The 24,673-nt window shown below is 63.2% G+C and carries 29 protein-coding genes; 15 read left to right on the top strand and 14 right to left on the bottom strand.

The genetic code is table 11. From position 1 onward, the window contains the following. Positions 1-24 precede the first annotated feature (24 nt). Positions 25-804, top strand: a complete 780-nt coding sequence (locus ACYVHK_RS08980) for a hypothetical protein (RefSeq protein ID WP_460530126.1) — start codon at positions 25-27, stop codon at positions 802-804. A 36-nt stretch (positions 805-840) separates the two neighbouring features. Here ACYVHK_RS08980 and ACYVHK_RS08975 read toward each other — a convergent pair whose 3' ends face one another. The 3 genes from ACYVHK_RS08975 to ACYVHK_RS08965 all read right to left on the bottom strand — a co-directional run bounded on the left by ACYVHK_RS08975 (position 841) and on the right by ACYVHK_RS08965 (position 1,763). Continuing rightward, complete coding sequence (locus ACYVHK_RS08975; RefSeq protein WP_460530123.1) at positions 841-1,173, bottom strand: putative periplasmic lipoprotein; 333 nt, start codon at positions 1,171-1,173, stop codon at positions 841-843. A gap of 61 nt (positions 1,174-1,234) precedes the next feature. Continuing rightward, positions 1,235-1,501 carry a hypothetical protein gene (locus ACYVHK_RS08970; protein WP_460530120.1) on the bottom strand — a complete coding sequence of 89 codons (267 nt, stop codon included), beginning with the start codon at positions 1,499-1,501 and terminating at the stop codon, positions 1,235-1,237. 37 nt (positions 1,502-1,538) lie between these two features. Then, positions 1,539-1,763 carry a hypothetical protein gene (locus tag ACYVHK_RS08965; RefSeq protein ID WP_460530116.1) on the bottom strand — a complete coding sequence of 75 codons (225 nt, stop codon included), beginning with the start codon at positions 1,761-1,763 and terminating at the stop codon, positions 1,539-1,541. Positions 1,764-1,895: 132 nt separating this feature from the next. Here ACYVHK_RS08965 and ACYVHK_RS08960 point away from each other — a divergent pair, with 132 nt between their 5' ends. The 3 genes from ACYVHK_RS08960 (at position 1,896) to ACYVHK_RS08950 (ending at position 5,204) form a co-directional block, all read left to right on the top strand. Continuing rightward, positions 1,896-2,789: an HTH-type transcriptional regulator ArgP gene (locus ACYVHK_RS08960; RefSeq protein ID WP_460530113.1), complete on the top strand. Its 894-nt coding sequence runs from the start codon at positions 1,896-1,898 to the stop codon at positions 2,787-2,789. Between the two features lie 212 nt (positions 2,790-3,001). After that, complete coding sequence (locus ACYVHK_RS08955; protein ID WP_460530111.1) at positions 3,002-3,898, top strand: hypothetical protein; 897 nt, start codon at positions 3,002-3,004, stop codon at positions 3,896-3,898. A 166-nt stretch (positions 3,899-4,064) separates the two neighbouring features. Beyond that, positions 4,065-5,204, top strand: a complete 1,140-nt coding sequence (locus tag ACYVHK_RS08950) for a CE1 family esterase (RefSeq protein WP_460530108.1) — start codon at positions 4,065-4,067, stop codon at positions 5,202-5,204. Between the two features lie 19 nt (positions 5,205-5,223). Here ACYVHK_RS08950 and ACYVHK_RS08945 read toward each other — a convergent pair whose 3' ends face one another. The 4 genes from ACYVHK_RS08945 to ACYVHK_RS08930 form a co-directional block, all read right to left on the bottom strand. Next, entirely contained in the window at positions 5,224-6,387 is a 1,164-nt protein-coding gene (locus tag ACYVHK_RS08945) for an AI-2E family transporter (RefSeq protein ID WP_460530105.1), read from the bottom strand. A 123-nt stretch (positions 6,388-6,510) separates the two neighbouring features. Next, positions 6,511-7,569, bottom strand: a complete 1,059-nt coding sequence (locus ACYVHK_RS08940) for a DNA topoisomerase IB (protein ID WP_460530102.1) — start codon at positions 7,567-7,569, stop codon at positions 6,511-6,513. Then, positions 7,556-7,684 carry a hypothetical protein gene (locus ACYVHK_RS08935; RefSeq protein WP_460530100.1) on the bottom strand — a complete coding sequence of 43 codons (129 nt, stop codon included), beginning with the start codon at positions 7,682-7,684 and terminating at the stop codon, positions 7,556-7,558. The genes ACYVHK_RS08940 and ACYVHK_RS08935 overlap by 14 nt, the downstream gene beginning before the upstream one ends. Before the next feature lie 155 nt (positions 7,685-7,839). After that, entirely contained in the window at positions 7,840-8,619 is a 780-nt protein-coding gene (locus ACYVHK_RS08930) for a TOBE domain-containing protein (RefSeq protein WP_460530097.1), read from the bottom strand. 238 nt (positions 8,620-8,857) lie between these two features. Between ACYVHK_RS08930 and modA the strand changes: the two genes are divergently transcribed. From modA to fabI, 5 genes are all read left to right on the top strand, one after another. Next, a complete protein-coding gene (modA, locus tag ACYVHK_RS08925) occupies positions 8,858-9,613 on the top strand; it encodes a molybdate ABC transporter substrate-binding protein (RefSeq protein ID WP_460530094.1) in 756 nt (251 codons plus the stop codon). Positions 9,614-9,618: 5 nt separating this feature from the next. Beyond that, the gene (gene modB / locus ACYVHK_RS08920) at positions 9,619-10,296 is read left to right on the top strand and encodes a molybdate ABC transporter permease subunit (protein WP_460530090.1); all 678 of its coding nucleotides are present in this window, start codon (positions 9,619-9,621) and stop codon (positions 10,294-10,296) included. After that, entirely contained in the window at positions 10,293-11,366 is a 1,074-nt protein-coding gene (gene modC, locus ACYVHK_RS08915; protein WP_460530087.1) for a molybdenum ABC transporter ATP-binding protein, read from the top strand. The genes modB and modC overlap by 4 nt, the downstream gene beginning before the upstream one ends. A gap of 72 nt (positions 11,367-11,438) precedes the next feature. Further along, positions 11,439-11,894, top strand: coding sequence for a GNAT family N-acetyltransferase (locus ACYVHK_RS08910; RefSeq protein ID WP_460530084.1), 456 nt, complete (start codon positions 11,439-11,441; stop codon positions 11,892-11,894). Between the two features lie 39 nt (positions 11,895-11,933). Then, the gene (gene fabI, locus ACYVHK_RS08905; RefSeq protein WP_460530081.1) at positions 11,934-12,707 is read left to right on the top strand and encodes an enoyl-ACP reductase; all 774 of its coding nucleotides are present in this window, start codon (positions 11,934-11,936) and stop codon (positions 12,705-12,707) included. 40 nt (positions 12,708-12,747) lie between these two features. On the opposite strand, the gene ACYVHK_RS08900 is transcribed toward fabI, so the two are convergent. Then, positions 12,748-14,313, bottom strand: coding sequence for an AlkA N-terminal domain-containing protein (locus tag ACYVHK_RS08900; RefSeq protein ID WP_460530078.1), 1,566 nt, complete (start codon positions 14,311-14,313; stop codon positions 12,748-12,750). 76 nt (positions 14,314-14,389) lie between these two features. Between ACYVHK_RS08900 and ACYVHK_RS08895 the strand changes: the two genes are divergently transcribed. After that, positions 14,390-15,250: an isocitrate lyase/PEP mutase family protein gene (locus ACYVHK_RS08895; RefSeq protein WP_460530075.1), complete on the top strand. Its 861-nt coding sequence runs from the start codon at positions 14,390-14,392 to the stop codon at positions 15,248-15,250. A gap of 116 nt (positions 15,251-15,366) precedes the next feature. Then, positions 15,367-15,846, top strand: coding sequence for a hypothetical protein (locus ACYVHK_RS08890; protein WP_460530072.1), 480 nt, complete (start codon positions 15,367-15,369; stop codon positions 15,844-15,846). Between the two features lie 4 nt (positions 15,847-15,850). Here ACYVHK_RS08890 and ACYVHK_RS08885 read toward each other — a convergent pair whose 3' ends face one another. Continuing rightward, positions 15,851-16,474: a cation diffusion facilitator family transporter gene (locus ACYVHK_RS08885; protein WP_460530069.1), complete on the bottom strand. Its 624-nt coding sequence runs from the start codon at positions 16,472-16,474 to the stop codon at positions 15,851-15,853. 231 nt (positions 16,475-16,705) lie between these two features. Here ACYVHK_RS08885 and ACYVHK_RS08880 point away from each other — a divergent pair, with 231 nt between their 5' ends. Then, entirely contained in the window at positions 16,706-17,638 is a 933-nt protein-coding gene (locus tag ACYVHK_RS08880) for a substrate-binding domain-containing protein (RefSeq protein ID WP_460530066.1), read from the top strand. After that, the gene (locus ACYVHK_RS08875; protein WP_460530063.1) at positions 17,635-18,426 is read left to right on the top strand and encodes a hypothetical protein; all 792 of its coding nucleotides are present in this window, start codon (positions 17,635-17,637) and stop codon (positions 18,424-18,426) included. Before ACYVHK_RS08880 ends, ACYVHK_RS08875 begins: the two co-directional genes overlap by 4 nt. A 20-nt stretch (positions 18,427-18,446) precedes the next feature. On the opposite strand, the gene ACYVHK_RS08870 is transcribed toward ACYVHK_RS08875, so the two are convergent. The 5 genes from ACYVHK_RS08870 to ACYVHK_RS08850 are packed head-to-tail and all read right to left on the bottom strand — an operon-like array spanning position 18,447 to position 22,405. Then, positions 18,447-18,767, bottom strand: coding sequence for a copper-binding protein (locus ACYVHK_RS08870; RefSeq protein WP_460530060.1), 321 nt, complete (start codon positions 18,765-18,767; stop codon positions 18,447-18,449). A 42-nt stretch (positions 18,768-18,809) separates the two neighbouring features. Next, the gene (locus tag ACYVHK_RS08865) at positions 18,810-19,310 is read right to left on the bottom strand and encodes a cupredoxin domain-containing protein (RefSeq protein WP_460530057.1); all 501 of its coding nucleotides are present in this window, start codon (positions 19,308-19,310) and stop codon (positions 18,810-18,812) included. Positions 19,311-19,321: 11 nt separating this feature from the next. Then, on the bottom strand, positions 19,322-20,692 hold the full coding sequence (locus ACYVHK_RS08860) for a multicopper oxidase family protein (protein WP_460530054.1): 1,371 nt from the start codon (positions 20,690-20,692) through the stop codon (positions 19,322-19,324). Positions 20,693-20,702: 10 nt separating this feature from the next. Then, positions 20,703-22,115 carry a TolC family protein gene (locus ACYVHK_RS08855; protein WP_460530051.1) on the bottom strand — a complete coding sequence of 471 codons (1,413 nt, stop codon included), beginning with the start codon at positions 22,113-22,115 and terminating at the stop codon, positions 20,703-20,705. After that, positions 22,112-22,405 carry a hypothetical protein gene (locus tag ACYVHK_RS08850; RefSeq protein ID WP_460530048.1) on the bottom strand — a complete coding sequence of 98 codons (294 nt, stop codon included), beginning with the start codon at positions 22,403-22,405 and terminating at the stop codon, positions 22,112-22,114. The genes ACYVHK_RS08855 and ACYVHK_RS08850 overlap by 4 nt, the downstream gene beginning before the upstream one ends. 158 nt (positions 22,406-22,563) lie before the next feature. Between ACYVHK_RS08850 and ACYVHK_RS08845 the strand changes: the two genes are divergently transcribed. Both ACYVHK_RS08845 and ACYVHK_RS08840 read left to right on the top strand, forming a co-directional pair. Beyond that, positions 22,564-23,235, top strand: a complete 672-nt coding sequence (locus ACYVHK_RS08845; RefSeq protein ID WP_460530045.1) for a response regulator transcription factor — start codon at positions 22,564-22,566, stop codon at positions 23,233-23,235. Then, entirely contained in the window at positions 23,232-24,641 is a 1,410-nt protein-coding gene (locus ACYVHK_RS08840; protein ID WP_460530042.1) for a sensor histidine kinase, read from the top strand. Before ACYVHK_RS08845 ends, ACYVHK_RS08840 begins: the two co-directional genes overlap by 4 nt. Positions 24,642-24,673 lie beyond the last annotated feature (32 nt).

Genomic DNA, 24,673 nt, shown 5'->3' with positions numbered 1-24,673 from the left:
CTATCACCGGTACGGAGTCATTGCGTGAGCGAACCCTGGATCTATCGGCTGGATGCCGGTGTGCTTTGCCTGTTGCTGGGATTGGCCATGATGCTGGCTGCGGTGGCTGCTGGCCTGCTCGCGAAGTCCCGCCCACTGCTGGCGGAAAGTCGGTTGGGGCCGATCGAGGCCAGCCTGTTTGGCTTGTTGGCCCTGTTGCTGGCGTTTTCCTTCTCCGGTGCGGCATCCCGTTACGATGCTCGGGCCGGCCTGATGGTGGATGCCGCTAATGCAATGCAGGGGGCGATCCTGCGTGCCGATCTTTACCCCGAGCCGGTTCGCACGGCGATGCGGACGGATCTGCGTGAGTATCTCGAAGCGCAGATCAGCTTCTATGAAACAGAAGGGGATGACGGGAAGCGCGACGCGGCGATTGCCCGCAGCAATGCGATCCAGCAAAGACTATGGGCCAGGGTGAGTAGCCTGGCGCATGACCCTGCCTTGGGTCTGCCCTCGGTGCAGAACGTGGGGGCACTGGACAAGCTGTTCACGCTGACGGCGAGTCGCCAGATTGCCGCCCGTACCCATACCCCGGTGGCCATTTTGCTACTGCTGTTCGTTATATCGGTCGCGACGGCCTATACCAGCGCCTATGCAGCAGGTTCGACCGGAAAGTTCAGTTGGCCCGGCTATGTGGGTTACTCCCTGCTCACGGCGCTGGTCATCTATATCACGCTGGATCTGGATCAACCCGGCAGGGGGCTTATCCGGCGGGACGTACAGGAGCAGGCTTTCCTGGCACTGCGGGTCCTGCTGGCCGGTTGAGGCTGCAATGCCGCGCCTGCCGACGGCGTGCCGGGACTATCGGGGCTGAGCCGGCAAGCGACCCAGGATAAAGTCCACTTCATGGTGGTGGCCGGGGTAGCGGGCCTCTACCTGCCGGGTGAACTGATCCTGTGTGATCCGGTGACGGTAGAGGTCATGCAGCTCACCGACGAAGGTATTGGCCTGCTCTGTCGTATCGAGCGGGATGCGCTGGTAGCTGGGCTCCGCCTTGACCTCGTCCGCCAACTGGATATACCAGTCCAGGAATCCCTGATCCTCTACTGCCGCGCCGACCAGCGGGTTGCTCGCACAGGCACTCATGCCCAGGCCCAGCAGGGCCACCATGCACAATGTGATCAGCTTTTTCATTTTCCTGCTCCTTCCAACGTTGTGATTGCGAGTTGTGGTTGCCCGAATGCCTGGCTGCCCTTCAGACGGGCTCGCTCTGGCGGCAGCGGGGTCGTTGTTGCATGGCCGGTTGTTGGCAGGACCAGAGATGCCGTGTACCTGGCGTCAGTAGCTGGGGGCGGGCCATTTGCTCCAGGGCCTGCTGGCTCGGCGTGCCGGGGGCCTCGATGACGTGGCCGAGGTAGGCACCGCCCACCAGTGCCAGCGCGCCGATACCGGCAAGGCAAAGCCACAAGCGGTAGAGCACCGAGCGAAAGCCATTTTTGAGCGGGTGTTGATAGCGGGTCATGATGCGGTCTCCTTGTCCGGTCTGTTGCTAGCGAGGTTTATTCATGCGGCAGCATGGCTAGCAATTGCGGTAGCGGCGGCATGTCGGCGATGTTGTGTTGCTCGCTTCCGTCCAGCGACATCAGTGTCGCCAGCTGCGTGGCATAGGATGGTGCTGCGGTCTGAACAACAGGCTGGGCGTGATGCGCCGCGAGGGCCAAGCCGCCGCAGACGGCGATGCTGGCAAGCAGGGTGGCGATGGTCAGTTTGTGCAGGGTCTTCATGATCTTGGCTCCTGTGAAAGCAGTGCGGTGTCTTGCTGGAATGACTGCATTGTGGGCGGCGACCGCATGGGGATAAACAAAACTCAGTATTTCGCAGCTATGCTTAGTAAAACTCAATGAAAGGCGTGGCCAGTGAACCTGGATAACAAGCAGACCGAAGCCTTTCTGGCGGTGATCGATACCGGTAGCTTCGAGCAGGCGGCCAGCCGGCTCTACATCACGCCGTCGGCGGTATCGCTACGGGTCCGTGCGCTGGAGAGCCGGCTCGGCAGCCCGCTGGTCGTGCGTGCCCGGCCTTGCCACGCAACCCGCGTGGGGCAGCGGCTGATGCAGTACCTGCGCCGTGCCACCATGCTGGAGGACGATCTGCTCAGCGAGCTGGCAGGGCATTCGGATGCGCCCATGCCCGTGGTGGTCGCCGTCAATGGCGACACCCTGGCCACCTGGTTCTTCGAGGCGCTGGCGGGCGTGATGATCAAGGAACGGGTGCTGCTGGACATGATGGTGGACGACCAGGACCACACCTACTCCTTGCTGGAAAGCGGCAGGGTGGTGGGCTGTATCGGGACGGAAGCCAAGCCCATGCGCGGCTGTCTGGCGGAGAAGCTGGGCGAGATGCGCTACCGGCTGGTCGCATCGCCGACGTTTTGCGACGACTGGTTTCCCGACGGGCTTACCCGCCAGGCGGCACGACAGGCACCCGTCATGGCGTTCAGTCACAAGGACACCTTGCAGTCGCGTTTCTTGAAGCAACGCTTCGGTCTGGCGGCCGATGCCTATCCCTGCCACTACGTCGCCGTACCTGGGCCGAGGCTCGATGCCATTAGCCGGGGCATGGGCTACGGCATGGTGCCTGAGCTGCAACTGGGGGATGCGCTGAAACAAGGACGACTGCGCGACCTCGCACCGGACTTTCCTACCGACGTCGCGCTCTACTGGCACACCTGGCAGGTTCAGTCGCCCCGCATGGAATATCTCTCGACACGGATCATCGACAGCGGACGGGCCGCCCTGCAATTTGCCTGAAAGGCGGCCACCGTTACCCGTACCGGCTTGCCATGCTGCGTGGCGAGCCGCTTCACGCATGCCATTTCCACTTCCATCCGTCGCGTCGGCTTCTCCCGCCCGGAGGCCGGCACGCAGCTTGCCATGCTTCTTGGGGGACAGAACCCCCGGCCCGGCAGCGAGGCCATGGCTAAAGGTTGCTGCCGGTTTCCTCGTTAACCATGGAGAATCCCATGCAAGCTCAATCCTTGGGGCCGATGACGCAGTCGGTCGATGAACTGACCCGGGCGGATCTCAACGTCTCCGGTGTTTCCTGGGGCGCTGTGCTGGCAGGCGCGGCCGCCGCTGCGGCTTTATCGCTGATCCTGCTTATCCTCGGGTTTGGCCTGGGCTTGTCGGCCGTGTCGCCCTGGTCCTACAGCGCGACGGCAATCGGTGCCTCCACCATCGTCTGGCTGGCCTTTACCCAGCTTGCCGCCTCTGGCATCGGTGGCTACCTGGCCGGGCGTCTGCGGGTCAAATGGGCGGCCTTGCATGGCGATGAAGTTTTCTTCCGCGACACGGCACATGGCCTACTGGCATGGGCGGTCGCCTCGCTCTTTACTGCGGCCGTGCTGGCCGGCGCAGTCCGGGTATTGCTAGGTGGTGCCGTGGAAGTAGGCGTGGGCGCGATGGAGACGCAGCCCGCGCCAGCGCTGTTCAGCCATGGTGCAAGCAATACGCAGCCGGGCAATCAGTTGACCGACTATTACAGCGATATGCTGCTGCGGGCCGAGGCCGGTACACCCGATGCAAGCGCCGGCGCCTTGCGCACTGAGGTAGGCCGGATCCTGCTCAGTGCGCAGGGCACGGGCAAGCTCGCACCGGATGACCGCGACTACCTCTCGAAGCAGATCGCGCAGCGCACCGGCCTTGCGCCGGCTGAAGCGCAGCAGCGGGCCGATACCGTCTATGCGCGTTACGTCCAGGCCCGCTCCGATGCCGAAGCGACGCTCAAGCAGGCGGCTGATCGGGCACGCAAGACTGCCGCCCATTCGGCCCTCTGGATGTTTGTTGCCCTACTGACCGGCGCCTTCGTGGCGAGCCTGTCCGCCACGTTCGGCGGTCGTCTGCGCGACAAGCACCACTGACCCCCCGTTTTCGTCGGATATTGATCCGCTTTCCAGGAGATTGCCGTGCGCTCGATACTGCTCTATCTGCTAGGTGTACCCATCCCCATCATCATCCTGATCGCCTTGTTCGTGCGGTAGTCATGCCTGCGTCTGGCCTATACCGGATCGGCTTGGGGAAATCGGCGTGTTGAAGAAGCTGAGCCGCATCTGGTTATCTGGCTTGAAGCAGGCCGGCAAGGCGGGACAGCGGCAGCAGCGCGCGCTGATCAAGGAGCTATTGCAACCACTGACCCCGACGGCGGCGCGTAAGAAGGCCAGTACACCCAAGCGTCCCAAGAAGGCGGCTGCGCCACCCGGTCGGGTCCAGGCGGCCCGGCGAACAGCCCGACCCAGGCCGTCGCCCGCCGGACACTGGCGGGCTTACTGTCATACCCTGGCCGGGAGCGACCCGCGCCAACCACCCCGCCGCATGAACTACTGGGTCTATCTGCCCGCCGGGCGACCCAGCCAGGGTTTGCCCTTGCTGGTCATGCTGCACGGTTGCGACCAGACTGCCCTGGCCTTTGCGCAGGGCACCCGCATGAACCAGCTGGCGGACCAGAAGGGCTTTGCGGTGGTCTATCCGCAGCAGTCCTTGCGGGGGCATCCACAACGTTGCTGGCCATGGTACGAGCGTACGGTCCAGCAAGGTGGCGGCGAGATCGAATCCATCATCGGCATCGTAGCCAGGACATTGCGCCAGCATGCACTCGACCCTTGTCGTGTCTATGCCGCCGGCTTGTCTGCCGGTGCCGGCATGGCACATATCCTGGCGATCCGTTATCCCCACCTGATTGCCGCGGTGGGTCTGCACTCGGGCCCGGTCTTTGGCTTTGGCCATCATCCGATGGCTGCATATGGCGTAATGCAGCATGGTGCGCTGAAGGACAGCGGCAGTGCCATCCAGGCCGCTTACGGTGGTACGGGGATATTCCCGACCATGCCGGCGATCCTGTTCCAGGGCAGTGCCGACAAAGTGGTACGCCCCGTCAACCAGGCCCAGTTGATGCAGCAATTCCGCCTGCAGAACCAACTGGGGCCGGAACATGCGAGCCTGATCCAATATAAGCCGGCGGGCCGCAGCAAGCGAAACGCGGCCCATGCCTACCGGCTGCAGGACTACTACCTGGGTCGCAAGCTGCAGCTACGGGTTTGTGAGGTCGCCCAGCTCGAACATGCTTGGAGTGGCGGTGAAAGGGCAGTGCCCTATCACAGTGGCGTGGGGCCTAGCGCAAGCCAGATGATGTGGGCGTTCTTTGTCCGTCATCGACGCCCGGCCACCTAGCAGCAGGGGCGATGCAGGGTCATCGGGTTTCCGGACCCGGGTTGACGACGGGGACGGGTTTTTCCAGCAGGCCGCTCAAGGTAGGCGGAACCTTGCCATTGGGACTGAGCAGGGCGCATAGCAGCCGATGCTGGTGCCGACGTAGCAGGCAGCGGATGCCGATCAGGATGGGGACCGCCAGGAAGGCGCCGCTCACACCCCACATCCAGCCCCAGACCAGGACCGAGAAGAAGATGGCCAGTTGGCTCAACTGCAGGCGCCGGCCGATGATCCAGGGGCTGAGCCAGTTGCTTTCGAGCACGATGATGACGACGAAGCAGCTGGCCGGCGCCATCATCTCCGCGAATTCGTTGAAGGTGCTCATGCCGGTAACGGTGAGGAGCAGGGTGGTGACCAGCGGGCCGAAATAGGGGATGAAATTCAGTACCCCCGCCACCACGCCCCATAGCGCGGGGTTGGGGACGCCGATCAGGGCCATGGCGATGCCGGTGGCAACCCCTAGCCCGGTGTTGATCATGGTCATGGTGACAAAGTAATGGCTGATTTCGCGCTGGGCTTCCCGCAGGCCGATCAGTAGCGAGGCGCGTTTGCGTCGGGTAGGCAGGGCAGCGATGACATGGTTGATCAGCCAGCGTTCGGAGATCAGCAGCAGATAGCTCAGGATCAGCGTGGCGGCGGCGGTCAGGACCAATGAGCCGGCATGGCGCAGCACCACCCCGGTAAACGCCACGCCTTCGCTGGTCAGCCGGTCCTTCAGCGGGTCGGCCGGCGGCACGGTGTTCTGGCGGGCGCGTCCTATCGGTGCCTTGGGCGGTGCGATCAGGGGGACGGAAGCTCGCAGGCGATCGAATGATTCCGCCCACTGCTGCAGGTTGTTGGGGGTCGTTTCCCACCAGTCTATGGCCGGACGTGTCAGTAGCACGGCCGTGGTGCTGATGGTGCCCAGCAAGGCGGCCAGTACCAGCGCGGCACCCAGATGGCGGGCGATGCCCCTGTCGTGCAGCCATCGCACCAGGGGCGACAGCGTGAAGGCCATCACGCAGGCGACGACGATGGGAACCAGTATGGTCTTGGCTGCCTGCAGCAGAAAGATCGCTGCAATGGCGACCAGCATCTTGCCCGCCCAGTTGGGCCTGCGGCTGATCGCCCGGGCGAGACGATTTGCTGCTGTGTTCAACTCCATGCCGGTGGCTCCCCTTGTTGGTTGTCCGACGATGCGTCGCATGCGTGCTGGCGGGCGACGCGAACCGGCTGCGGACAGGTACGCCACCGGGTAAACGCAACAGCCGTGCCAAGCTTGGTGGGTCTACGTTGTAGGCACTGTGGCGGCAGGAGCGTGGCATGCGAGTATCAACAACATCTCGCGTTCTTCCCGGCTCAGGCCGGTACGCCGTGGTGGCGTGCCACGCCTGGTGAGCGCGGCGTCGCTGAGTTCGCCTTGCTCATGTGCGGCCAGCAGGGCGGGATGGACATAGCTGCGTCGGCATACGGCGGGGGTGTTGCCCAACTGCGCGGCGACCTGCTCCATGGCCCGCTTTTGCTGCTGCCTGGCCGACAGTCCGGCATCAGCCTGCCTTAGGGCATGAAAGGCCAGCAGGGTGCCATGCCAGGTCCGTAGGTCCTTGGCCGAGAAGTCCGCGCCACAGGCCTTCTGCAGGTAGGCATTGACGGCATGCGCCGTGATGTTTCGGATCTGGCCATCCTCGTCCCGGCACTGAAACATCATGCTGCCCGGCAAGGTCTTGCAGCGGGCCAACAAGCGAGCCATGGCGGCGTCCTTCACGGCGATACGATGCTGCTGGCCCGACTTGCCGCGAAAACGCAGGGCAACGGTACGCCCCTCGATAACCACGTGCCGATTACGTAAGGTGGTCAGGCCATAGGAGCGGTTGTCGCGCGCGTAGGTCTCGTTGCCGATGCGGATATGGGTGGTTTCCAGCAACTGCACGATGCCGGCCAGCACCTTGTTGCGTACCATCCCGGCTTGGCCGAGGTCCTTGCGCACCCGTGCCCTGAGCTTGGGAAGGGCACTGCCCAGCGCGATCAGCCGATCATACTTGCGTGCGCTACGCCAGGCTTGCCAGTGCGGGTGATAGAGATATTGCTTGCGCTGTCGGGCATCGCGCGCGGTGACCTGGATATGGCCGAGCGGATCAGCATTGATCCATACTTCCCGCCAGGCAGGCGGGATCGCCAAGGCCCGGATACGGGCGAGTACCTGGGGATCACGTACCGGGCGACCTTGTCGGTCGAGATAACGAAAGCCGCGCCCATGCCGATAACGCGAGATGCCTCGCTCATCATCGTGAGCGTAATGCAGGCCGGCACGGCGGGCTGCGCGACGGTTATCGCTAGGGTGAGGCAATGACGGAGGTCAGGCCAGGTGCGCCGGCACGCTGCTCTGTCTGGTGGCCGGCACAGGCCCAGGCGGGCAATAGCACCAGGGCGCTCATCATCAAGGCTTGCAGAAAATGTTTCATCAACGTTATCCATCCGGAATATCCGCGTAGGCCATTGCAGCTTTCGTGCCGGGATCAACCGCCAACCACCATGTCGGGATTCTGATCCCGGATGGGACGGGCGGCGGGCGCGGCGGTAAATCTTGCACGCGGGACACGTAAAGCTTGCATTGCGCTCAGTGCGCCACCCCCAGGATGACGTTGGCAGCCTCAACCTGTGCCGTGACGGCTTGTCCCGTCCACCATTGGCCTGCTTCCTCTACCGCTGCAACGATCAGCACGCCACTGGGGAGCTGCACCACCACCTCGCCGTGGCCAGGGCCGCCGATAGTGCTATCAACCAAACCGGGCAGGCTGCTGTAGCCCGGCATTGCCTGCGCTTCATGTCCCGCCTTCAGCTTGACCCACGGCGCCTTGATCAAGGCGACGACCGGACTGCCGACTTGCAGCTCCAACAGCTCGGTGCTTTCCCTGGTGATGATGGCGCTGACCACTTCACCACCGGCGAGGGCGAGCACGATTTCATCGTTGCTGGTGCCCGCGTGTATCTCGCGCACCAGCCCATGCAGCTGATTACGTGCGCTGGTCTTCAGCATCATCTTGCGTAGCATGTCCAGGCTCAGTGCGGCGTCATCCAGCGGCGCCAACTCCCGGAGCAGCTTGCGCTGCAACTGCTCCATGGCGCGGTAGACCGTCACGAGATTGCGCCCGGCTTGGGTCAGTTGTGCGCCACCGCCACCCTTGCCACCGACGACGGTGGTCACGAGCGGCGTGCGGCTCAAGGCATTGAGTTCATCGAGCGCAGTCCAGGCCGAGCGATAGCTCATGCCGGCCGCCTTGGCTGCCTGGCCGATGGCACCGCTCTCAGCGATGCCTTCCAGCAACAGGATCCGGTTTGACGGGACGGGTGGTCCACCATCGGTACCGGGGACGGGGATCAGTGAGTAAGCGGGCATATCAAAAGTCGATGTGATTCAAGGTGATCAACACAAGGCCGGCATTGACCGGCAGAAGCGAGCATGCCAGTCTATGTTCGTTATGCAATCTACTGCATAACGGGTCGGAGCGTGCGGATATTGGAATGGCTGCTGAGTCTATCCACTGCCGAGTCTGGTCGATTTGCCATCGCGCTGGTGAGGGAGTTGGTTGCAGTTTCATCTTTCGGACTTTTATGGCGCTTCCCTGGGAGCAGGTATGTTGATCAACAAGCGTGGCCTGGCGCTGCTGGGTATGGGACTGTTCCTGGCATTGCCAGCCCGTGCAGCCGAGGTGCAGGTGGCCGTGGCGGCGAATTTCACGCCGGCCATGCAGAAGATTGCAGCGGCCTTCGAGCAGCGCAGCGGCCACAAGGCCTTGCTGGCGTCCGGTGCGACCGGCAAGTTCTATGCGCAGATCCGTGCCGGCGCCCCCTTCGAGATCCTGCTGTCGGCCGACGACGAGACCCCAGCCAAGCTGGAACAGGAAGGGTTGGTCGTGCCCGGCAGTCGCTATACCTATGCCATTGGCCAATTGGTGCTGTGGAGCCCGAAGGCCGGCGTCGTCGACGAAAAGGGCGAGGTCCTGCGGCAGGGGGCATTCACGCACCTGGCGGTTGCCAACCCCAAGCTAGCCCCCTATGGGCTCGCTGCGCAGGAAACCCTGAAGACCCTTGGTCTCTATGACAGCTTGAGTGCCAAGTTTGTCCAGGGTGAGAACATTGCGCAGACCCTGCAGTTTGTTGCCACCGGCAATGCTGAACTTGGCTTCGTGGCCTTGTCGCAGGTATACGAAGACGGAAAGCTCAAGTCGGGTTCAGCCTGGATTGTCCCGGTCAAGTTCCATACGCCGATCCGTCAGGATGCTGCCCTGTTGGGCAAGGGCAAGGCGAACCCTGCGGCGGAGGCTTTGCTGAAGTTTCTCAAAGGCGAGGAAGCCCGTGCCATTATCACGAGCTATGGCTATAGCTTCTGACCCCCATGCTGCTCGCGCCTGACGACTGGTCTGCCATCTGGCTGACGCTTAAGCTCGCTACCGTCACCACCTTGCTACTGCTGGTGCTGGGCACCCCGCTGGCCTGGTGGTTAGCGCGTTCCCGTAGCTGGCCCAGCCAGGTGGTGGGGGCGCTGGTCACCATGCCGCTCGTGCTGCCACCCACGGTACTGGGCTTCTACATGCTGGTGGCGATGGGGCGGAACGGCCCGATCGGACACCTGACCGAGGACCTGGGCTGGGGGCTCCTGCCCTTTACCTTTGTCGGCCTCGTACTGGGCTCCATTGTCTATTCCCTACCGTTTGCCGTGCAGCCCTTGCAACAGGCATTCCGTGCCGTGGGCGAGCGTCCGCTGGAAGTCGCGGCCACGCTGCGCGCTTCGCCCATCGATACCTTCTTCAGTGTTGTCCTGCCCTTGGCACGCCCCGGCTTCATCACCGCTACCGTCATGAGCTTTGCCCATACCGTGGGCGAGTTCGGCGTGGTGCTGATGATAGGCGGCAATATCCCGGACAAGACACGCGTGATCTCGGTGCAAATCTACGACCATGTCGAAGCGCTCGAATACACGCAGGCGCACTGGCTCTCCGGCGGCATGTTGCTGTTCAGCTTCCTGGTGCTGTTCGCGCTGCACAGGCTCAATAGCCGTGAGGAGCGCGCATGAGCGTGCTGGCCAATCTGCGATTGAAGCAGGGTGATTTCCTGCTCAATGTCGCCTTGCAATTGCCGGCTGGCGGCGTATCGGTGCTGTTCGGTCCGTCGGGCTCCGGCAAGACCAGCCTGCTGCGCTGCATGGCGGGCCTGGAAAGCGGCGTATCGGGGCAGCTCCTTGTCAACGGCGAGACCTGGCAGGACACGGCCCGTGGCCTGTTCCTGCCACCGCATCGGCGCGAGATCGGCATGGTGTTCCAGGAGGCCAGCCTGTTCCCGCATCTGGATGTCCATCGCAACCTCGAGTTTGGCCTGCATCGCACGCAGTCGAACCGACGCAAGGTAGGCTGGGAACAAGCGGTAGCGCTGCTGGGCATCGAGCCCTTGCTGCAGCGCCGGCCTGAAGGTTTGTCCGGTGGCGAGCGGCAACGGGTCGCCATTGCCCGGGCCTTGCTGACCTCGCCGCGGCTGCTGCTAATGGACGAGCCGCTGTCGGCGCTGGACCAGCAACGCAAGCAGGAGATACTGCCTTACCTCGAACGCCTGCACCGGGATCTCGACATTCCCATCGTCTACGTCACCCATGCGATCGACGAAGTCAGCCGTCTCGCCGATCACCTCGTCCTGCTGGAGGCCGGTCAGGTGGTGGCGCAAGGCCCCTTGTCCGAAACCTTGTCCCGGCTGGATCTACCCGCCAGCTTCGATAGCGAGATCAGCGTGGTGCTGGAGACGCGCGTTGCTGCTATCGATCCTCGCTACCAGTTGGCCCGACTGACCTTTGCCGGTGGCGAGCTGCTGGTGCCAGTGAGCCACCATCCTGTCGGCGAGACCTGCCGGATCCGCATCAATGCCCGCGATGTCAGTCTCAGCCTCGCGCCGGAATCAGATAGCAGCATCTTGAACCGGCTACCGGCGACCATCCGTACCATTGCCCCCGCCATCCATCCCGCCCACGCACTGGTCCGGCTCGATCTTGCCGGGGTGGAGCTGGTCGCAAGGATCACCCGCCTGTCGCTCGATAGCCTCAAACTGCAGCCGGGCGTGCAGGTCTGGGCGCAGATCAAGTCGGTCGCCTTGCTGTAATGTACCGGCTTGGTTGTCGTCGTCGGCGCGGCCTGCTAGCTTTGTGCCTTCTACCCCATCCGATGCCTGATCATGAGTATCCACATCCGCAAGATCGAAGCGCGTGACGAAGCCGCCTGGCGGGTGCTGTGGGACGGTTACTGTGCCTTCTATCAGGTGGTTGTGCCGGCTGCAGTGACCGACAGCACCTGGGCACGCATCATGAACCCGGCGTCTACCGTCAACGCCATCGTGGCGGAACATGCAGGCGATGGCGTGATCGGCATGGCGACCTACGTGCTGCATGAGAACACCTGGAACGAGACACCTGGCTGCTACCTCGAAGACCTGTTTGTCGATACGGCCCACCGGGCCGACGGCGTAGGGCGAGCACTGATCGACTGGCTTGCGCAGCAAATGAAGGAACAGAACTGGTCGCGACTCTACTGGCACACGCAGGAGAACAACTACCGTGCCCGGGGTCTTTACGACAAGTACACGCAGCATAGCGGCGCGGTGCGCTACCTGATCCGCAATCCCAATCTTTGATCAGCCGGCCACCAAGGCTGGCCTGCGGAGGAACGCACCATGAGTGGTTCACAGAGCCTGGCGGGCAAGCGTGGCCTGGTAGTCGGTATCGCCAACGACCAGTCGATTGCCTACGGCTGCGCCCAGGCGTTTCGCGATGCGGGTGCCGAGATTGCCATCACTTACCTCAACGACAAGGCTTTGCCGCATGTCCGGCCCTTGGCGATCGCACTGGATGCAGCGTTGACATTGCCTTGCGACGTACGTGAGCCGGGACAGCTTGAATCGGTCTTCGCGACGATTGCCGAACATTGGGGCAAGCTCGATTTCGTACTGCACTCCATCGCCTATGCGCCGCGTGACGATCTGCACGGTCGGGTGGTCGATTGCAGTGCCGAAGGCTTTGCACTCGCCATGGATGTCTCCTGCCATTCCTTCATCCGCATGGCCAAGCTGGCAGAACCACTGATGACCAAGGGCGGTTGTCTGCAGACGGTCAGTTTCTACGGTGCGGAAAAGGCGATACGTCACTACAACCTGATGGGGCCGGTGAAGGCCGCACTGGAGGCGACGGTGCGCTACCTCGCCGTGGAGCTGGGCGGGCAGGGCATACGCGTGCATGCCATCTCGGCCGGTGCGCTGAAGACCCGTGCAGCCAGTGGCCTGGACCGGTTTGACGAGATGCTGGAAAAGGTGGCGGCAGCCACCCCTACACACCAGCTTGTGACCATCGAGCAGATTGGTGCCGTGGCGGCCTTCCTGGCCAGCGATGCCGCCCGCGGGCAAACCGGTGGGGTCAGTTATGTGGATGGTGGTTTCAACATCGTAGGGTGATTCAAGCGATGCAATCGCTTAACGCCGCTATCGAAGCTCGTTAATCACCACGCCCTAGCGAGGTCCACAGATGCTGTGCCGCATAGGCACGCCATGGTCGCCAGGACTGCGCCCGCGCAAGCAGTTGTTTTGCATTCGGCCGCTCTCCTTCGTGCTGGGCGATCGCCTGCATCAAACCCACATCACCGGACGGAAAGGCATCGGTCTCGCGCATCTGCCGGATGGCGATGTACTGAGCGGTCCAGTCGCCGATGCCGGGCAGCGCACACAGGACATTGATGGCATCTTCCAGGCTGGCTCGGGTATCGAATAGCTGGGGCTGATGTTGCAAAGCGCTGGCGATGCCGGACAGGGTCGCGGCCCTTGCCTTGGGCATGCCCAGCGTGGCGAGATCCGCTTGGGCAAGCGCGGCAGCGTCTGGGAACACATGCGTGAGTCCGGCACGGTCTGGTGACAGGTACTGCAGCGGCTCGCCGTATTGCGCCACCAGCTTGCCGGCGAGCTTGACCGCCCCGGCCACCGTGATTTGCTGGCCCAATACGGCCCGCATTGCCAACTCGAACCCATCCCAGGCGCCAGGGACGCGCAAGCCCGGCCGCGCCTGGGTCAGCTTTGCCATCAAGGGGTCAGCCGACAGGTGCTGGTTGATGATCTCCGGGTCCGCGGCGAGGTCGAAGACCTTGCGCAGGCGGGCGATGATGGCCGGCAGTGCCACCAGCCGGGGAAAGCGGATAGTGGCCCGTAGCGCGTGACCTTCTCCCTGGCCGATCGCCACCGTACCCTGTACCCCCTCTAGGCTGATCGTACGGTAGTACACGCCGGCTTCCACGCGCTCCATGCCGGCGATGGCACGGGCAGCAAAGAAATCCAGCATGGCCGGCCAGTCGTAAGGTGGGCGATAGCGCAGCAGCAGCGTTACCTCACCCTGTACGCCGGAGGATTGCTCCGCCTGGTTGCCGTGCCTCAGGGCGCTGGGCGGGCGCTGGAACAGGTCCTGGAAGACCTCATTGAAACGGCGGATGCTGCCGAAGCCGGCGGCGAACGCGACCTCGGTGATTGGCAGCCGTGTCTCGTGCAGTAGCTGCTTGGCCAGCAGCACGCGGCGCGTCTGCGCCACGGCATTGGGCGAGGCCCCGACGTGCTGGGCAAACAGGCGCCGCAATTGCCGCTCGCCCACACCCAGCCGGTCCGATAGCGCATCCACGCCAGCCTCATCCAGCGCGCCTGTCTCAATTAGCGCCAGCGCACGCGACACCGTATTGGACACGCCGGTGTTCGATACACCGCGCCAGGCGCCGGAATCCGGCGCGGCTTCTGGCCGGCAGCGCAGGCAGGGCCGAAAACCGATCTCCTGCGCAGCGGCAGCGGTGGGGACGAACAGTACATTTTCCGACTTGGCCGTGCGGGCAGGGCAGATGGGACGACAGTAGATACGGGTCGTCTTCACCGCGACAAAAAAGCGCCCGTCAAAGCGTGCATCGCGGCTGGCCAGCGCCCGGTAACAGGTGTCGTGATCGAGTTCCATGGCGGGATGTTGGTATTGCGGGGCGACGCTGTCTAGCGGAATTCGGACATGGGCATCCGGAGGCCGGAGAGTGGATGGCAAGGTCCGGATTCCGCCAGTCGACATACCGTCGACACGGCATCGTTCCCGCTCTTACCAAGACAAGCTGGAGACTGCCGTGCAGCAGCAACGCGAACTCGCCCGCCAATTCCGCCAACTCAACCAGCAAGGTAATCTGCTATTGGCCAATGCCTGGGATTGCGCCAGCGCACGTATCTTTGAAGCAGAGGGATTCGCCGCTATCGGCACGACTAGCGGTGGTATTGCCTATGCGCGCGGCTTGCAGGATGCCGAGCGCTTAGGCCGCGACGCGATGCTGCGAGAGATCGCCGCCATCGCATCGGCGGTCCGGGTACCGGTCTCGGCAGATATCGAGGCAGGCTATGGCGCGCTGCCCGCCGATGTGGCGCTGACTGTGCAGGGCGTCATCCAGGCCGGCGCCGTCGGCATCAATCTGGAAGACAATACCCACGGTACGGCGGCAACGCCCTTGTTTGGCGTGGTCGAGCAGACCACGCGCATTGCCGCAGCCCGGCAGGTGGCAGATAACCTGGACATACCGCTCTGGATCAATGCCCGGACCGATCCCTACTTGTTGCGCCTGGGCGTGGATGCCGAGTCGCGTTTTGCCATGACGGTGGGGCGCGCCAATGCCTATCTCGCCGCCGGTGCGGATATGGTGTTTGTACCGGTCTTGACCGATCTCGACATCGTCAGGCGGTTGACCGCTGCCGTGCAGGGGCCGATCAGCCTGATGGCCATGCCCGGAGCACCGAGGGCGAAGGAACTGTTCGACGCAGGGGCTCGCCGCGTCAGCCTGGGCGTGTGTCCCATGCTGGCGGTGATGGGGACGATACGCGATATCGCCATCGAGGCCCGCGAGCAGGGGGACTGGCAGACCATGGCACGTAGCTTCTATGGGTTTGCCGAGGCCGAGGCATTGTTCGCGACGCCCGATGGCAGGCTGGGCGGCCGGTAGTACACCGAAATAAGGATGGCTGGTGCATTCAGCGGCAGTTAAGTCGGGGGCGGTGAATATGGCATCAACATAGTGCTGGTGCTACCAGCCTGTTGCTACCCCAAGGAGTATCCGCCATGAAACGCTTCCCCTTGTTCGCCGCCCTGGCCCTGCTGGCCACCCCGCTGGTTCCCGCACTGGCGGCAGACGTTGGCGTCTCCATCAGTGTCGGCGACCCCCGTTTCTACGGTCAGATCGATATCGGTGACTACCCCCGTCCACGCGTGTTGTACGAGCGCCCGGTCATCATCGAACGACCGGCTATCCGTGTGGTCGAGCGCCCCTTGTATCTGCGCGTTCCACCTGGCCATGCCCGCGACTGGCGCCATAACTGTTACCGCTATGGCGCCTGCGGTCGCCAGGTCTATTTCGTGCAGGACACCTGGTATCGCGATGTCTACGTACCGCGCTATCGTGAACGCCACGGCGACCGTGGGCGCGATTGGGACGATCGCCGGGACCATCGTGATGACTGGCGCCACGACAAGCACGATAAGCATGACAAGCATGACAAGCATCACGACAATGGCCACGGTCGTGGCCATGGCCGGGATTGATCGCTCAGGCCTGGACCAGCTCGCCGCGCGCCTGGCGTAGGACCTGCCAGGCCGCGTGCAGTGCCAGGCTGGCCATGATCAGCGCAACGATCAGGTCAGGCCAGGCGCTGCCGGTACCGAACACACCCAATGCCGCGAGCAATACCGCCAGGTTGCCCAGCGCATCGTTGCGCGTACAGAGCCAGACGCTACGCATATTGCTGTCACCTTCCCGGTAAGCGTAGAGCAGGGCGGCGACCAGCAGGTTGGCAAGCAGCGCCAGCGTACCGATCAAGCCCATCGTCGGCGCGTCCGGCGCCAGGCCATTAACGGCATGCCACGCCGCACTTGCCAATACCCAGACCCCAAAGCCCGCCATCGATGCCGCCTTGAGCAGCGATGCCTTCGCCCGGGTGGCCAGGCTCATGCCCAGTACCCACAGGCTGATCCCGTAGTTGGCGGCGTCCCCGAGGAAATCGAGCGAGTCGGCCAGCAGCGATACTGATCCGGCGCTGATCCCTGCTGCAATCTCTACGACAAACATCGCCGCATTGACCGCCAGTGCAATCCACAGCACCTTGCGGTAGGCCCCCGGTTTGCCTTGCTTCGGTGAAGGTTCCTGATCGTGATGGCAGCAATGCGCGCCCATGGGTACTCCCTGCTTAGATTGCGATGCGTACATGCTGAACCCCGTAGTCACTACAGGGTCAAGCGATTCAATGGCGAGAATGATGCCGATCAGGCAAGCTCCCGCGCTGGCTTGGCAAGGCGGTGCATCGTTGTGCGCGACTTGTCCTAGGATTCCTGGCTGGTGCGCGTATGCTGAAAGCAAACATCAAACAATCTGGCAGGAGGCAACCGTAAAGTGCGGGGGTCTATCATGAACAGACGCCAATGGCTGCAGGGCGCGCTGGTATTGTCGGTATCGCTGGCGTGGGGCGCCGGAAAACGTCCGGTTATCGCTGTCCTGCTCAAATCATTACGTAATGAATTCTTCCGGGTGATGGCCGAGGGTGCAAAGGCACACCAGGCCCGTCATGCTGCGGACTACGAGCTGATCCTGCAGGGCGTGCAGGAGGAAACCGACGTCAAGGGCCAGCAGGCCATGATTGAGCAACTGCTGGCACGTCGCATCGACGCCTTGATCATTGTCCCGGCCGATTCGGTCACCATGCTGCCGATCCTGCAAAAGGCCCTGGCGGCAGGGGTGTTGGTGGTCAATATGGATAACAAGCTGGATGACAGGGCGTTGGCGACCGCGCAGGTCAATATCCCTTTTGTCGGCCCCAGCAACTTCAATGGCGCCCGGGCCGTGGGCGAATATGTCGCTCGCCTGTTGCCGCCTGCGAGCAAGGTGGGCTTGATTGAAGGGCCATCTGGTTCCATCAATGCCAAGGCGCGTAGCGATGGCTATCGTGAGGCGATGCGGCGGGCAAATATGGAGATCGCCGGTATCCGCTCCGGTTCATGGGAGATTACTGGTGGTGAGCGGGCTGCGCTGGAGCTGCTGGAGGCGGAGCCTGCCATCAAGGCGCTGCTGTGCGGCAACGACAACATGGCCATCGGTGCTGCCAAGGCGATAGAGACCAAGGGTCTGCGGGGCCAGGTGCGAATCGCCGGTTACGACCATATCCCGGCGATCCGTCCGCTGATTACCGATGGCCGGGTCGTCGCCAGTGCCGACCAGTATCCCGCCAAGCAGGCCGAATATGCGATAGACCTGGTGCTGAAGGCACTGGCCAGTGCGACGGCCCAGGCGGATTTGCCCGGCATCGTGCAGACGCCGGTGCAACTGATCAAAAGTCCGAAATGAGATTGACGTTAACGTTCCTGCCAGTCGGCCTGTCTGTCCTCGCGTTTTCGGTCTACGCGGTTGCCGCACCGCCGGTCGTGCTGGATGTGTATGGCGAAGCCTATCCTCCCTTCCTCTCAGAGCGGGATGGCGGCCTGGGCGGCCCTTATGCCGATGCCTTTGCCAGCCTGGCCAGACAGCAGGGCATCACCGTCCAGTACAAGGCCATGCCGGTCAAACGGTTGCTGCAGGTCGTGGAGCGTCAGCCCAATAGCTGTGGACTGGCGGTGAATTTTGCACCGGGCGAAGCAGAAACCTTGCGCTACGTGGGCAGGATTGCACCCATTACGCTGACGGTCTTTGCCCGCAAAGGCGGTGCGGCCCGTATCAACAATATCGAGGACCTGCGCAAGCATCGCATCGGCGCCATCGATATTGCCGAGGTCCGTGACCTGCTCGACACCGCCAATATCCGCTATGAACCGCTGGCCATGGCCAACCGCGGGGTTGCCATGCTGCAGGCCAAGCGCTTTGACCTATTGATCAGCGACGCGCGCCCGGAACTGGTGACCAGCTATGCCGATGGTGTGGAGCGGGTCTTTACTCTGGCGCAGGTGGAGCGCTGGGTGGCCTGCAATCCCGCGATCGCCCCTGGCATCGTCGCCAAGCTGCGTAAGGCCCTTGCCGAAGGCGTATTTGCGGGTTCGGTGCGGGGTGAATGGCTACGCTACGACATGGGCCCGTATTTCGACCAGGTCCGTCGAGACTGGGATGCCATCCCCAGGCAACCTGCCAAGACCAGCCGCTAAGCGGGGACGTCGGGTCAGGTTCAGGGACGGACTTCCAGGCGGGTGATGGTCATGCCCTCCTGCTGCATCTCGACCCAGAACGCTACTTTGTCGCCAGGCTTGAGCGCAGAAAGCAGGGCGCTGTCCTTTACCCGGAACACCATGGTCATCGGCGGCATGTCGAGGTGCTTGATTTCGCCATGCTTGATGGTGACCTTCTTCTGCGCGAGGTCGATCTTCCTGATCTCCCCCTCGGTCAGGGTCTCCTGGCTGGCTGCCGTTGTCGCGTGAGTTGTGGCATGGACCGTTACGGTGCTGCCGAGGCACCCGAGTACGGCCAATTGGATCAATGTCTTGTGCATGGTGCTTTCCTGAAGGATTAACGGCGAACGTGGCGTGCTGGCTTACTGGGCTGGCGCCACCTTGATACGGCCCATCATGCCAGCCTCGAAATGGCCGGGGACCAGACAGCCGAACAGGAACTCACCCGGTTTGTTGAACTCCCAGACCAGCTCGCCGCGCTTGCCTGCCGGTACATGCAGCATGAAGGGGTCACTGTGTTCCATGTTCGGGAATTTCTGCATCAGCGCTGCGTGGCTTTTGAGTTCCTTTTCGGTACCCATGACCAGCTCGTGAAGTGTCTTGCCCTTGTTCGTGATCACTAGCCGTAGCACTTCACCCTGTTTGACGATGATCTGGTCCGGCGTATAGCGCATGGCGTCGCTCATGCTGATCTGCACGGTACGCACTACCTTCTTCGGGTCGCCCTGACGGCCAAATTCCTCCTGCTCGGTAGAGATACCCGTTGGCGCCTTGCTCGTGTGTTCCATATCGCTGTGTGCCCAGGCAGGCGCGCTACCGAGTGCGAGCAAGAGGCTGGCACGTGCGATCCATTGTTTCGACATTGAATGCTCCTTCAGGCGTGTGAGCCGTGGTGGGCAGGTTTGACGACCTGCAGGGTTTGTTCGTCGGCAGCCGGGCCGTGTGCCCGTGTGGGTTCGGCCAGCTCACCGGTCCATTCGTAGGCGACCGATCCTGCGGGATAGCGGTAGTTGCCAGGATCACGGTAGTCGCCGGGTTTCAGGTCGTCCCGTACCTTGAATACGGTAAACATGCCACCCATCTCGATAGGGCCGAACTGGCCCCGGCCGGTCATCATGGGCAGGGTGTTGTCGGGGATGGGCATTTCCATCTCACCCATATCCGCCATGCCGCGCTCGCCCATGACCATATAGTCCGGTACCAGCTTGTTGATCTTGCCTACCAGGCCACGGTGATCGACGCCGATCATGGTCGGTACGTCATGGCCCATCGCATTCATCGTATGGTGCGACTTATGGCAATGGAAGGCCCAGTCGCCCGGCCGCTCGGCCTTGAACTCGATGGCACGCATCTGGCCGACGGCGACGTCGGTCGTCACCTCCGGCCAGCGGGCCGACTTGGGCACCCAGCCGCCATCGGTGCAGGTCACCTCGAAGTCCACTCCGTGGATATGGATAGGGTGGTTGGTCATGGTCAGGTTGCCCACCCGTATCCGTACCCGCTCGTTGGTCCTCGCAACCAGTGGATCTATGCCGGGAAAGGCCCGGCTGTTCCAGGTCCACAGGTTGAAATCGGTCATGGTATTGACCTTCGGCGTCGCGCTGCCGGGCTCGATATCATAGGCGTTAAGCAGGAACACATAGTCCCTGTCCACCCGCATGAAGTTCGGGTTCTTGGGGTGGACCACCAGAAAGCCCATCATGCCCATGGCCATCTGGGTCATTTCGTCGGCATGAGGGTGGTACATGAAGGTGCCGGACTTCAGCATCTCGAACTCGTAGACAAAGGTCTTGCCGGGTTTGATCTGCGGCTGGTTCAAGCCACCCACGCCGTCCATGCCGTTGGGCAGCAGTACGCCGTGCCAGTGCATGGTGGTGTGCTCGGGCAGCGTGTTGGTGACAAAGATCCGTACCCGGTCGCCTTCTACGCACTCGATGGTCGGACCAGGGCTCTGACCGTTATAGCCCCAGAGGTTGGCCTTCATGCCGGGGGCGATCTCACGCACGACCGGCTCGGCGATCAGGTGGAATTCCTTCACGCCGTTTTTCATCCGCCAGGGCAGGGTCCAGCCGTTCAGGGTGACCACCGGGTTGTAGGGGCGGCCGCTATGGGGGTGCAGGGGGCCTTGGGTAGCAGCGCTCGCTTGCAGCGGCGCCTCGGGCAGGCCGGCGGCAGAAACGCCAGGAACGGCGCTGGCGCCCAATAGGCCGGCGGCGGCTTGCAGGAATTGTCTTCGATTGCTCATACGGTCTTTCCTAGTGGCCGCCGGCTTCAGCCGCGCCCGCGTTGCTATTACTCATGCGGCTGGCAGGCGGACTGCCGGCGGTCATGGCCATTTCCAGGTTCGCATCGGCCAGCCAGAAGCCGCGCTGGGCATCAATGGCCGCCATCACGCTGCCGGCCTGCTCGCGGCTGTCGGCCATCAGCTCGAACACCGAGATCAGCATGCCGTTGTAGCGCAGTTGGGCTTCGTCCAGCATCGCCTTGCGTAGCGGGACGATCTCGTCGCGATAGTGGCGGGCCAGTTCGTACTGGCTGCGATAGGCGGCGTGACTCTCGCGCAGTTCGGATTCGGCATTGATGCCCACCTCGGCCGCCCGGTTCAGCGCCTCCCGGTACAGCGCCTCGGCCCTGGCGACCTTGGCGCCACCCCAGTCGAACAAGGGCAGCTCCAGCGATAGCTCGTAACCACGCTGCCTGGGCCCACCGTCGTTGACGCTGTTATTGAGGTATGAGGTTTCCAGCACATTGATAAAGCGGGTGGTGCGGGTCAGCCCCAACGATCTGGCCAAGCCGGCAACCTCGCGCCGGGTCATCTCCAGATCGAGCCGCTTGTCGGCAGCGTCAGGTGATATCTCGCGCAGATTACGGGCCGATTTGGGCAGATCGGGCAGCCGGTCCGGCAGCTTCAGTTCACCGGCTTTGGGGCCGTTCAGTGCCAGCAGTCGTATCAGGGCTTCCCGCGCCGCCAGTGCGGCCTGCTGGGCCTGCGCCTGTTGAGCGGTGGCCTCGGCGTAACGGAGCTGCGCCCGCTGATAGGCGAGCTGGTTGTAATTGCCAACCGCTGACATACGCCGCGCCAGTTCCGCGCTGGCTCCGGCGGATTCGACGACATCGGCCTGGTAGCGGGCGATCTGTCCGCTGGCCACGGCATCAACCCAGGCGCGTCGGGTGGCGAGCGCCAGCCGGATGATGTCGCCCGCCACGCGCAGCTTGACCTGTTCGGCACTGCGCGACTCGATCTCGCTGCGCCAGGGGATGGCGATCACGCCGAGGATATCGATGCCGTAGCTGCGCTCGTACTCGATCTCGTCGCCACGCCGCTTGCGGGCAAAGCTGAAGGTAGGGTTGCTGATACGGCTGGCCTGCGCCAGTTCCGCCTGTGCCACGCCCAACTGGGCCAGGCTGGCCTGGACCGAACGGTTGTTGATCATGGCCAGCTTCACCGCGGCGTCGGCATCCAGCGCCTGGGCCAGGAGCGCATTCACTGCTTCCTGGCGCTGGCGTTCGTCGGCCTCGCTGCTGACAACCTGCAACGCGCGACCGCCTTCGCCACCGACCCGTTGCCGCACGTCGGCTTCCATCTGGTTGCTGCTGACCGAGGCGCAGCCGCCCAGGGCCAACAGGGTCAGCAACAGCAATCCGCGTAGTGGGTAGGCAGGGCTCATGGCTGCTGGCTCCCCTCATGCTTGCCGTGGTGATGGGCATGCGGGTCAGGCTGGGGCGCGACGGACGGCTTTACGGGCTGGGTCGCCGTTGGTGCCTTGCTATGGCCCGCATGCCCTGCCAGTGCGGTCACGCGGGCGTTGGCTTCGCGCCAGTCTGCCGCTTGCGGCACAGGTTGCCAGGCCTGGTATTGGGTGAAGGCCGATGGCGCGGGCGGGGTAGGGCTGGCCGCCACTGCCATGGCGCAGGCAAGGGTGGGGATCATCCATAGAAGGTGGTGGGGTTTGGGCATGGCCGGTTTCCGGTAGCAATGCCCTGCACGATACGTGGGGCGGCCTTTCCTCAAACTGACGGGCGCATTACAAATTTGTCAGTTTTCTCCACGCCCGCCGCCGATTCGCTACGATCCGCCCTCAGGGGCATCTGCGGATGTCCAAGAGGAGGTTATACATGCATCTACTACTGGCCGAGGATGAACAGGCCGCTGGCGATTATCTGGTCAAGGGCCTGAACGAGAGCGGCTTTGTGGTGGACTGGGTACGCAATGGTACCGATGCCCTGCATCAAGCCCAGAGCATCGATTACGACGTGATCGTGCTCGATGTCGGCTTGCCTGGGCTGGATGGCTGGGAGGTACTCAAGCGCCTTCGCCAGACCCGTCTGACCCCTGTGCTGTTCCTGACTGCCCGGGACAGGGTGGAGGACCGCGTACACGGCCTGGAGCTGGGCGCCGACGACTATCTGGTCAAACCCTATGCATTCTCCGAGCTGCTGGCGCGGGTACGGGTACTGCTGCGACGTGGCAAGCAACAGGAAATGGACCTGCTGTCGCTGGCCGACCTGGAAGTCCACCTGCTGCGTCGTCGGGTGGAGCGGGCCGGGCAGCGTATCGACCTGACCGCCAAGGAGTACGCGCTGTTGCTGCTTCTGTTGCGTCGTCGCGGGGAAGTGCTGTCGCGCACGCTGATCGCCGAGCAGGTCTGGGACATGAATTTCGATAGCGATACCAACGTCGTCGAGGTCGCCATCCGCCGCTTGCGGGCCAAGATCGACGAGCCCTTTGCGATGCCCCTTATCCATACGGTGCGCGGCTTCGGCTATGTCATGGAGGAGCGGGCATGAGTGTCTGGCGATGGCCGGATCGCGCCTCGCTTGCCGCCCGTCTGGTGGCCCTGTTCACGCTGGGTACCGTGATCCTGATGAGCGGCGTCGGCTATTGGCTCTACCATGCGCTCAAGATGCAACTGGACGAGCGCAATCTGGCGGAGATGCGTGGCAAGACCGAGGTGATCCAGCATCTGTTGGCGGAAATCCCCAGCTCGGCTGATCTAGGGCCGCAACTGACGCGATTCCGCGATATTTCGGTCGGCCATCCGCATATCACTACCGGCATCGCCAGCGATGGTGACTGGCTGTTGCGGCCCAAGGGCGTGGTACGAACGGCCATCGAAGCTCAGGGCGGGCTACCGGCCGACCGCGTGACAGCGCTTACCCTGGACGGTGCCCAATGGTGGATCAGTCGCATTCCCCATCATTGGCCGCAGGCCGGCTCCCCCAGCATCGATGTCTACCTGGCGGTGGATATCAGCGAATCGCAGACCATCCTGCATGAGCATGGCATTACCGCCTTGCTGGCGGTCATGCTGGGTAGTCTCGCCAGCGGGCTATGGGCCTTCTTTGTCGCCCGCCGCGGGCTGGCCCCGCTACACGCCATCGCTGCCGAGGCCGAACGCATGACCAGCGAACGGCTGGGAACGGCCATCGACATCCTGCATGCCCCTGGCGAGATACGCGGGCTGGTGGCCAGCCTCAATCGCATGCTGGAGCGGCTGGCGGAGAGTTTCCGTAGCCTGGAACAGTTCTCGGCCGATATCGCCCATGAACTGCGTACGCCGCTCAACAACCTCATGCTGCAGACCCAGGTGACGCTGGGGCGGCCGCGGGACACCGCCGAGTATCAGGAAACGCTGCTACGCAACCTGGAGGAACTCGAGCGCTTGCAGCGCATGGTGTCCGACATGCTGTTCCTGGCCCGGGCTGATCGCGGCATGCTGAGCCTGAATCGGGAACCGGTCGATCTGAGGGCTGAATCCGACAGCCTGGCCGAGTTCTTTGAAATCGCAGCCTCGGAGCGGCAGCAGCAGATTGTGGTGCAGGGGGACGGTAGCGTGCAGGGGGACAGGTTAATGGTTCGACGGGCCATCACCAACCTGTTGTCCAATGCCGTGCGTTACGCACCGGCTGCGGCGTGTATCGCGCTACGGATTGAGGCTGGGCCTGGGGGCGTGACGCTCTCTGTCAGCAATCCCGGCGAGCCCATCGCCGCGGATACCCTGACCCGGCTATTTACCCGCTTCGCCCGCCAGGAGGCGAAGGGCAGCCGGGATACCGACGGTATCGGCCTGGGGCTGGCGATTGTCGATTCCATCATGCGCCTGCATGGCGGCCGTCTTGACGCACTTTCCCAGGACGGGCAGATTCACTTTATGCTCCACTTTACCGGGGCCGCGGCGCGACAGCCCGTCTGATTGCGCTATATGGTGTTGAGTAAATCCTGATC

This window comes from Chitinimonas naiadis (assembly GCF_054780835.1).
Note: the sequence above shows the minus strand (reverse complement) of the source record. Positions and strands in the feature narration are given on the sequence as shown.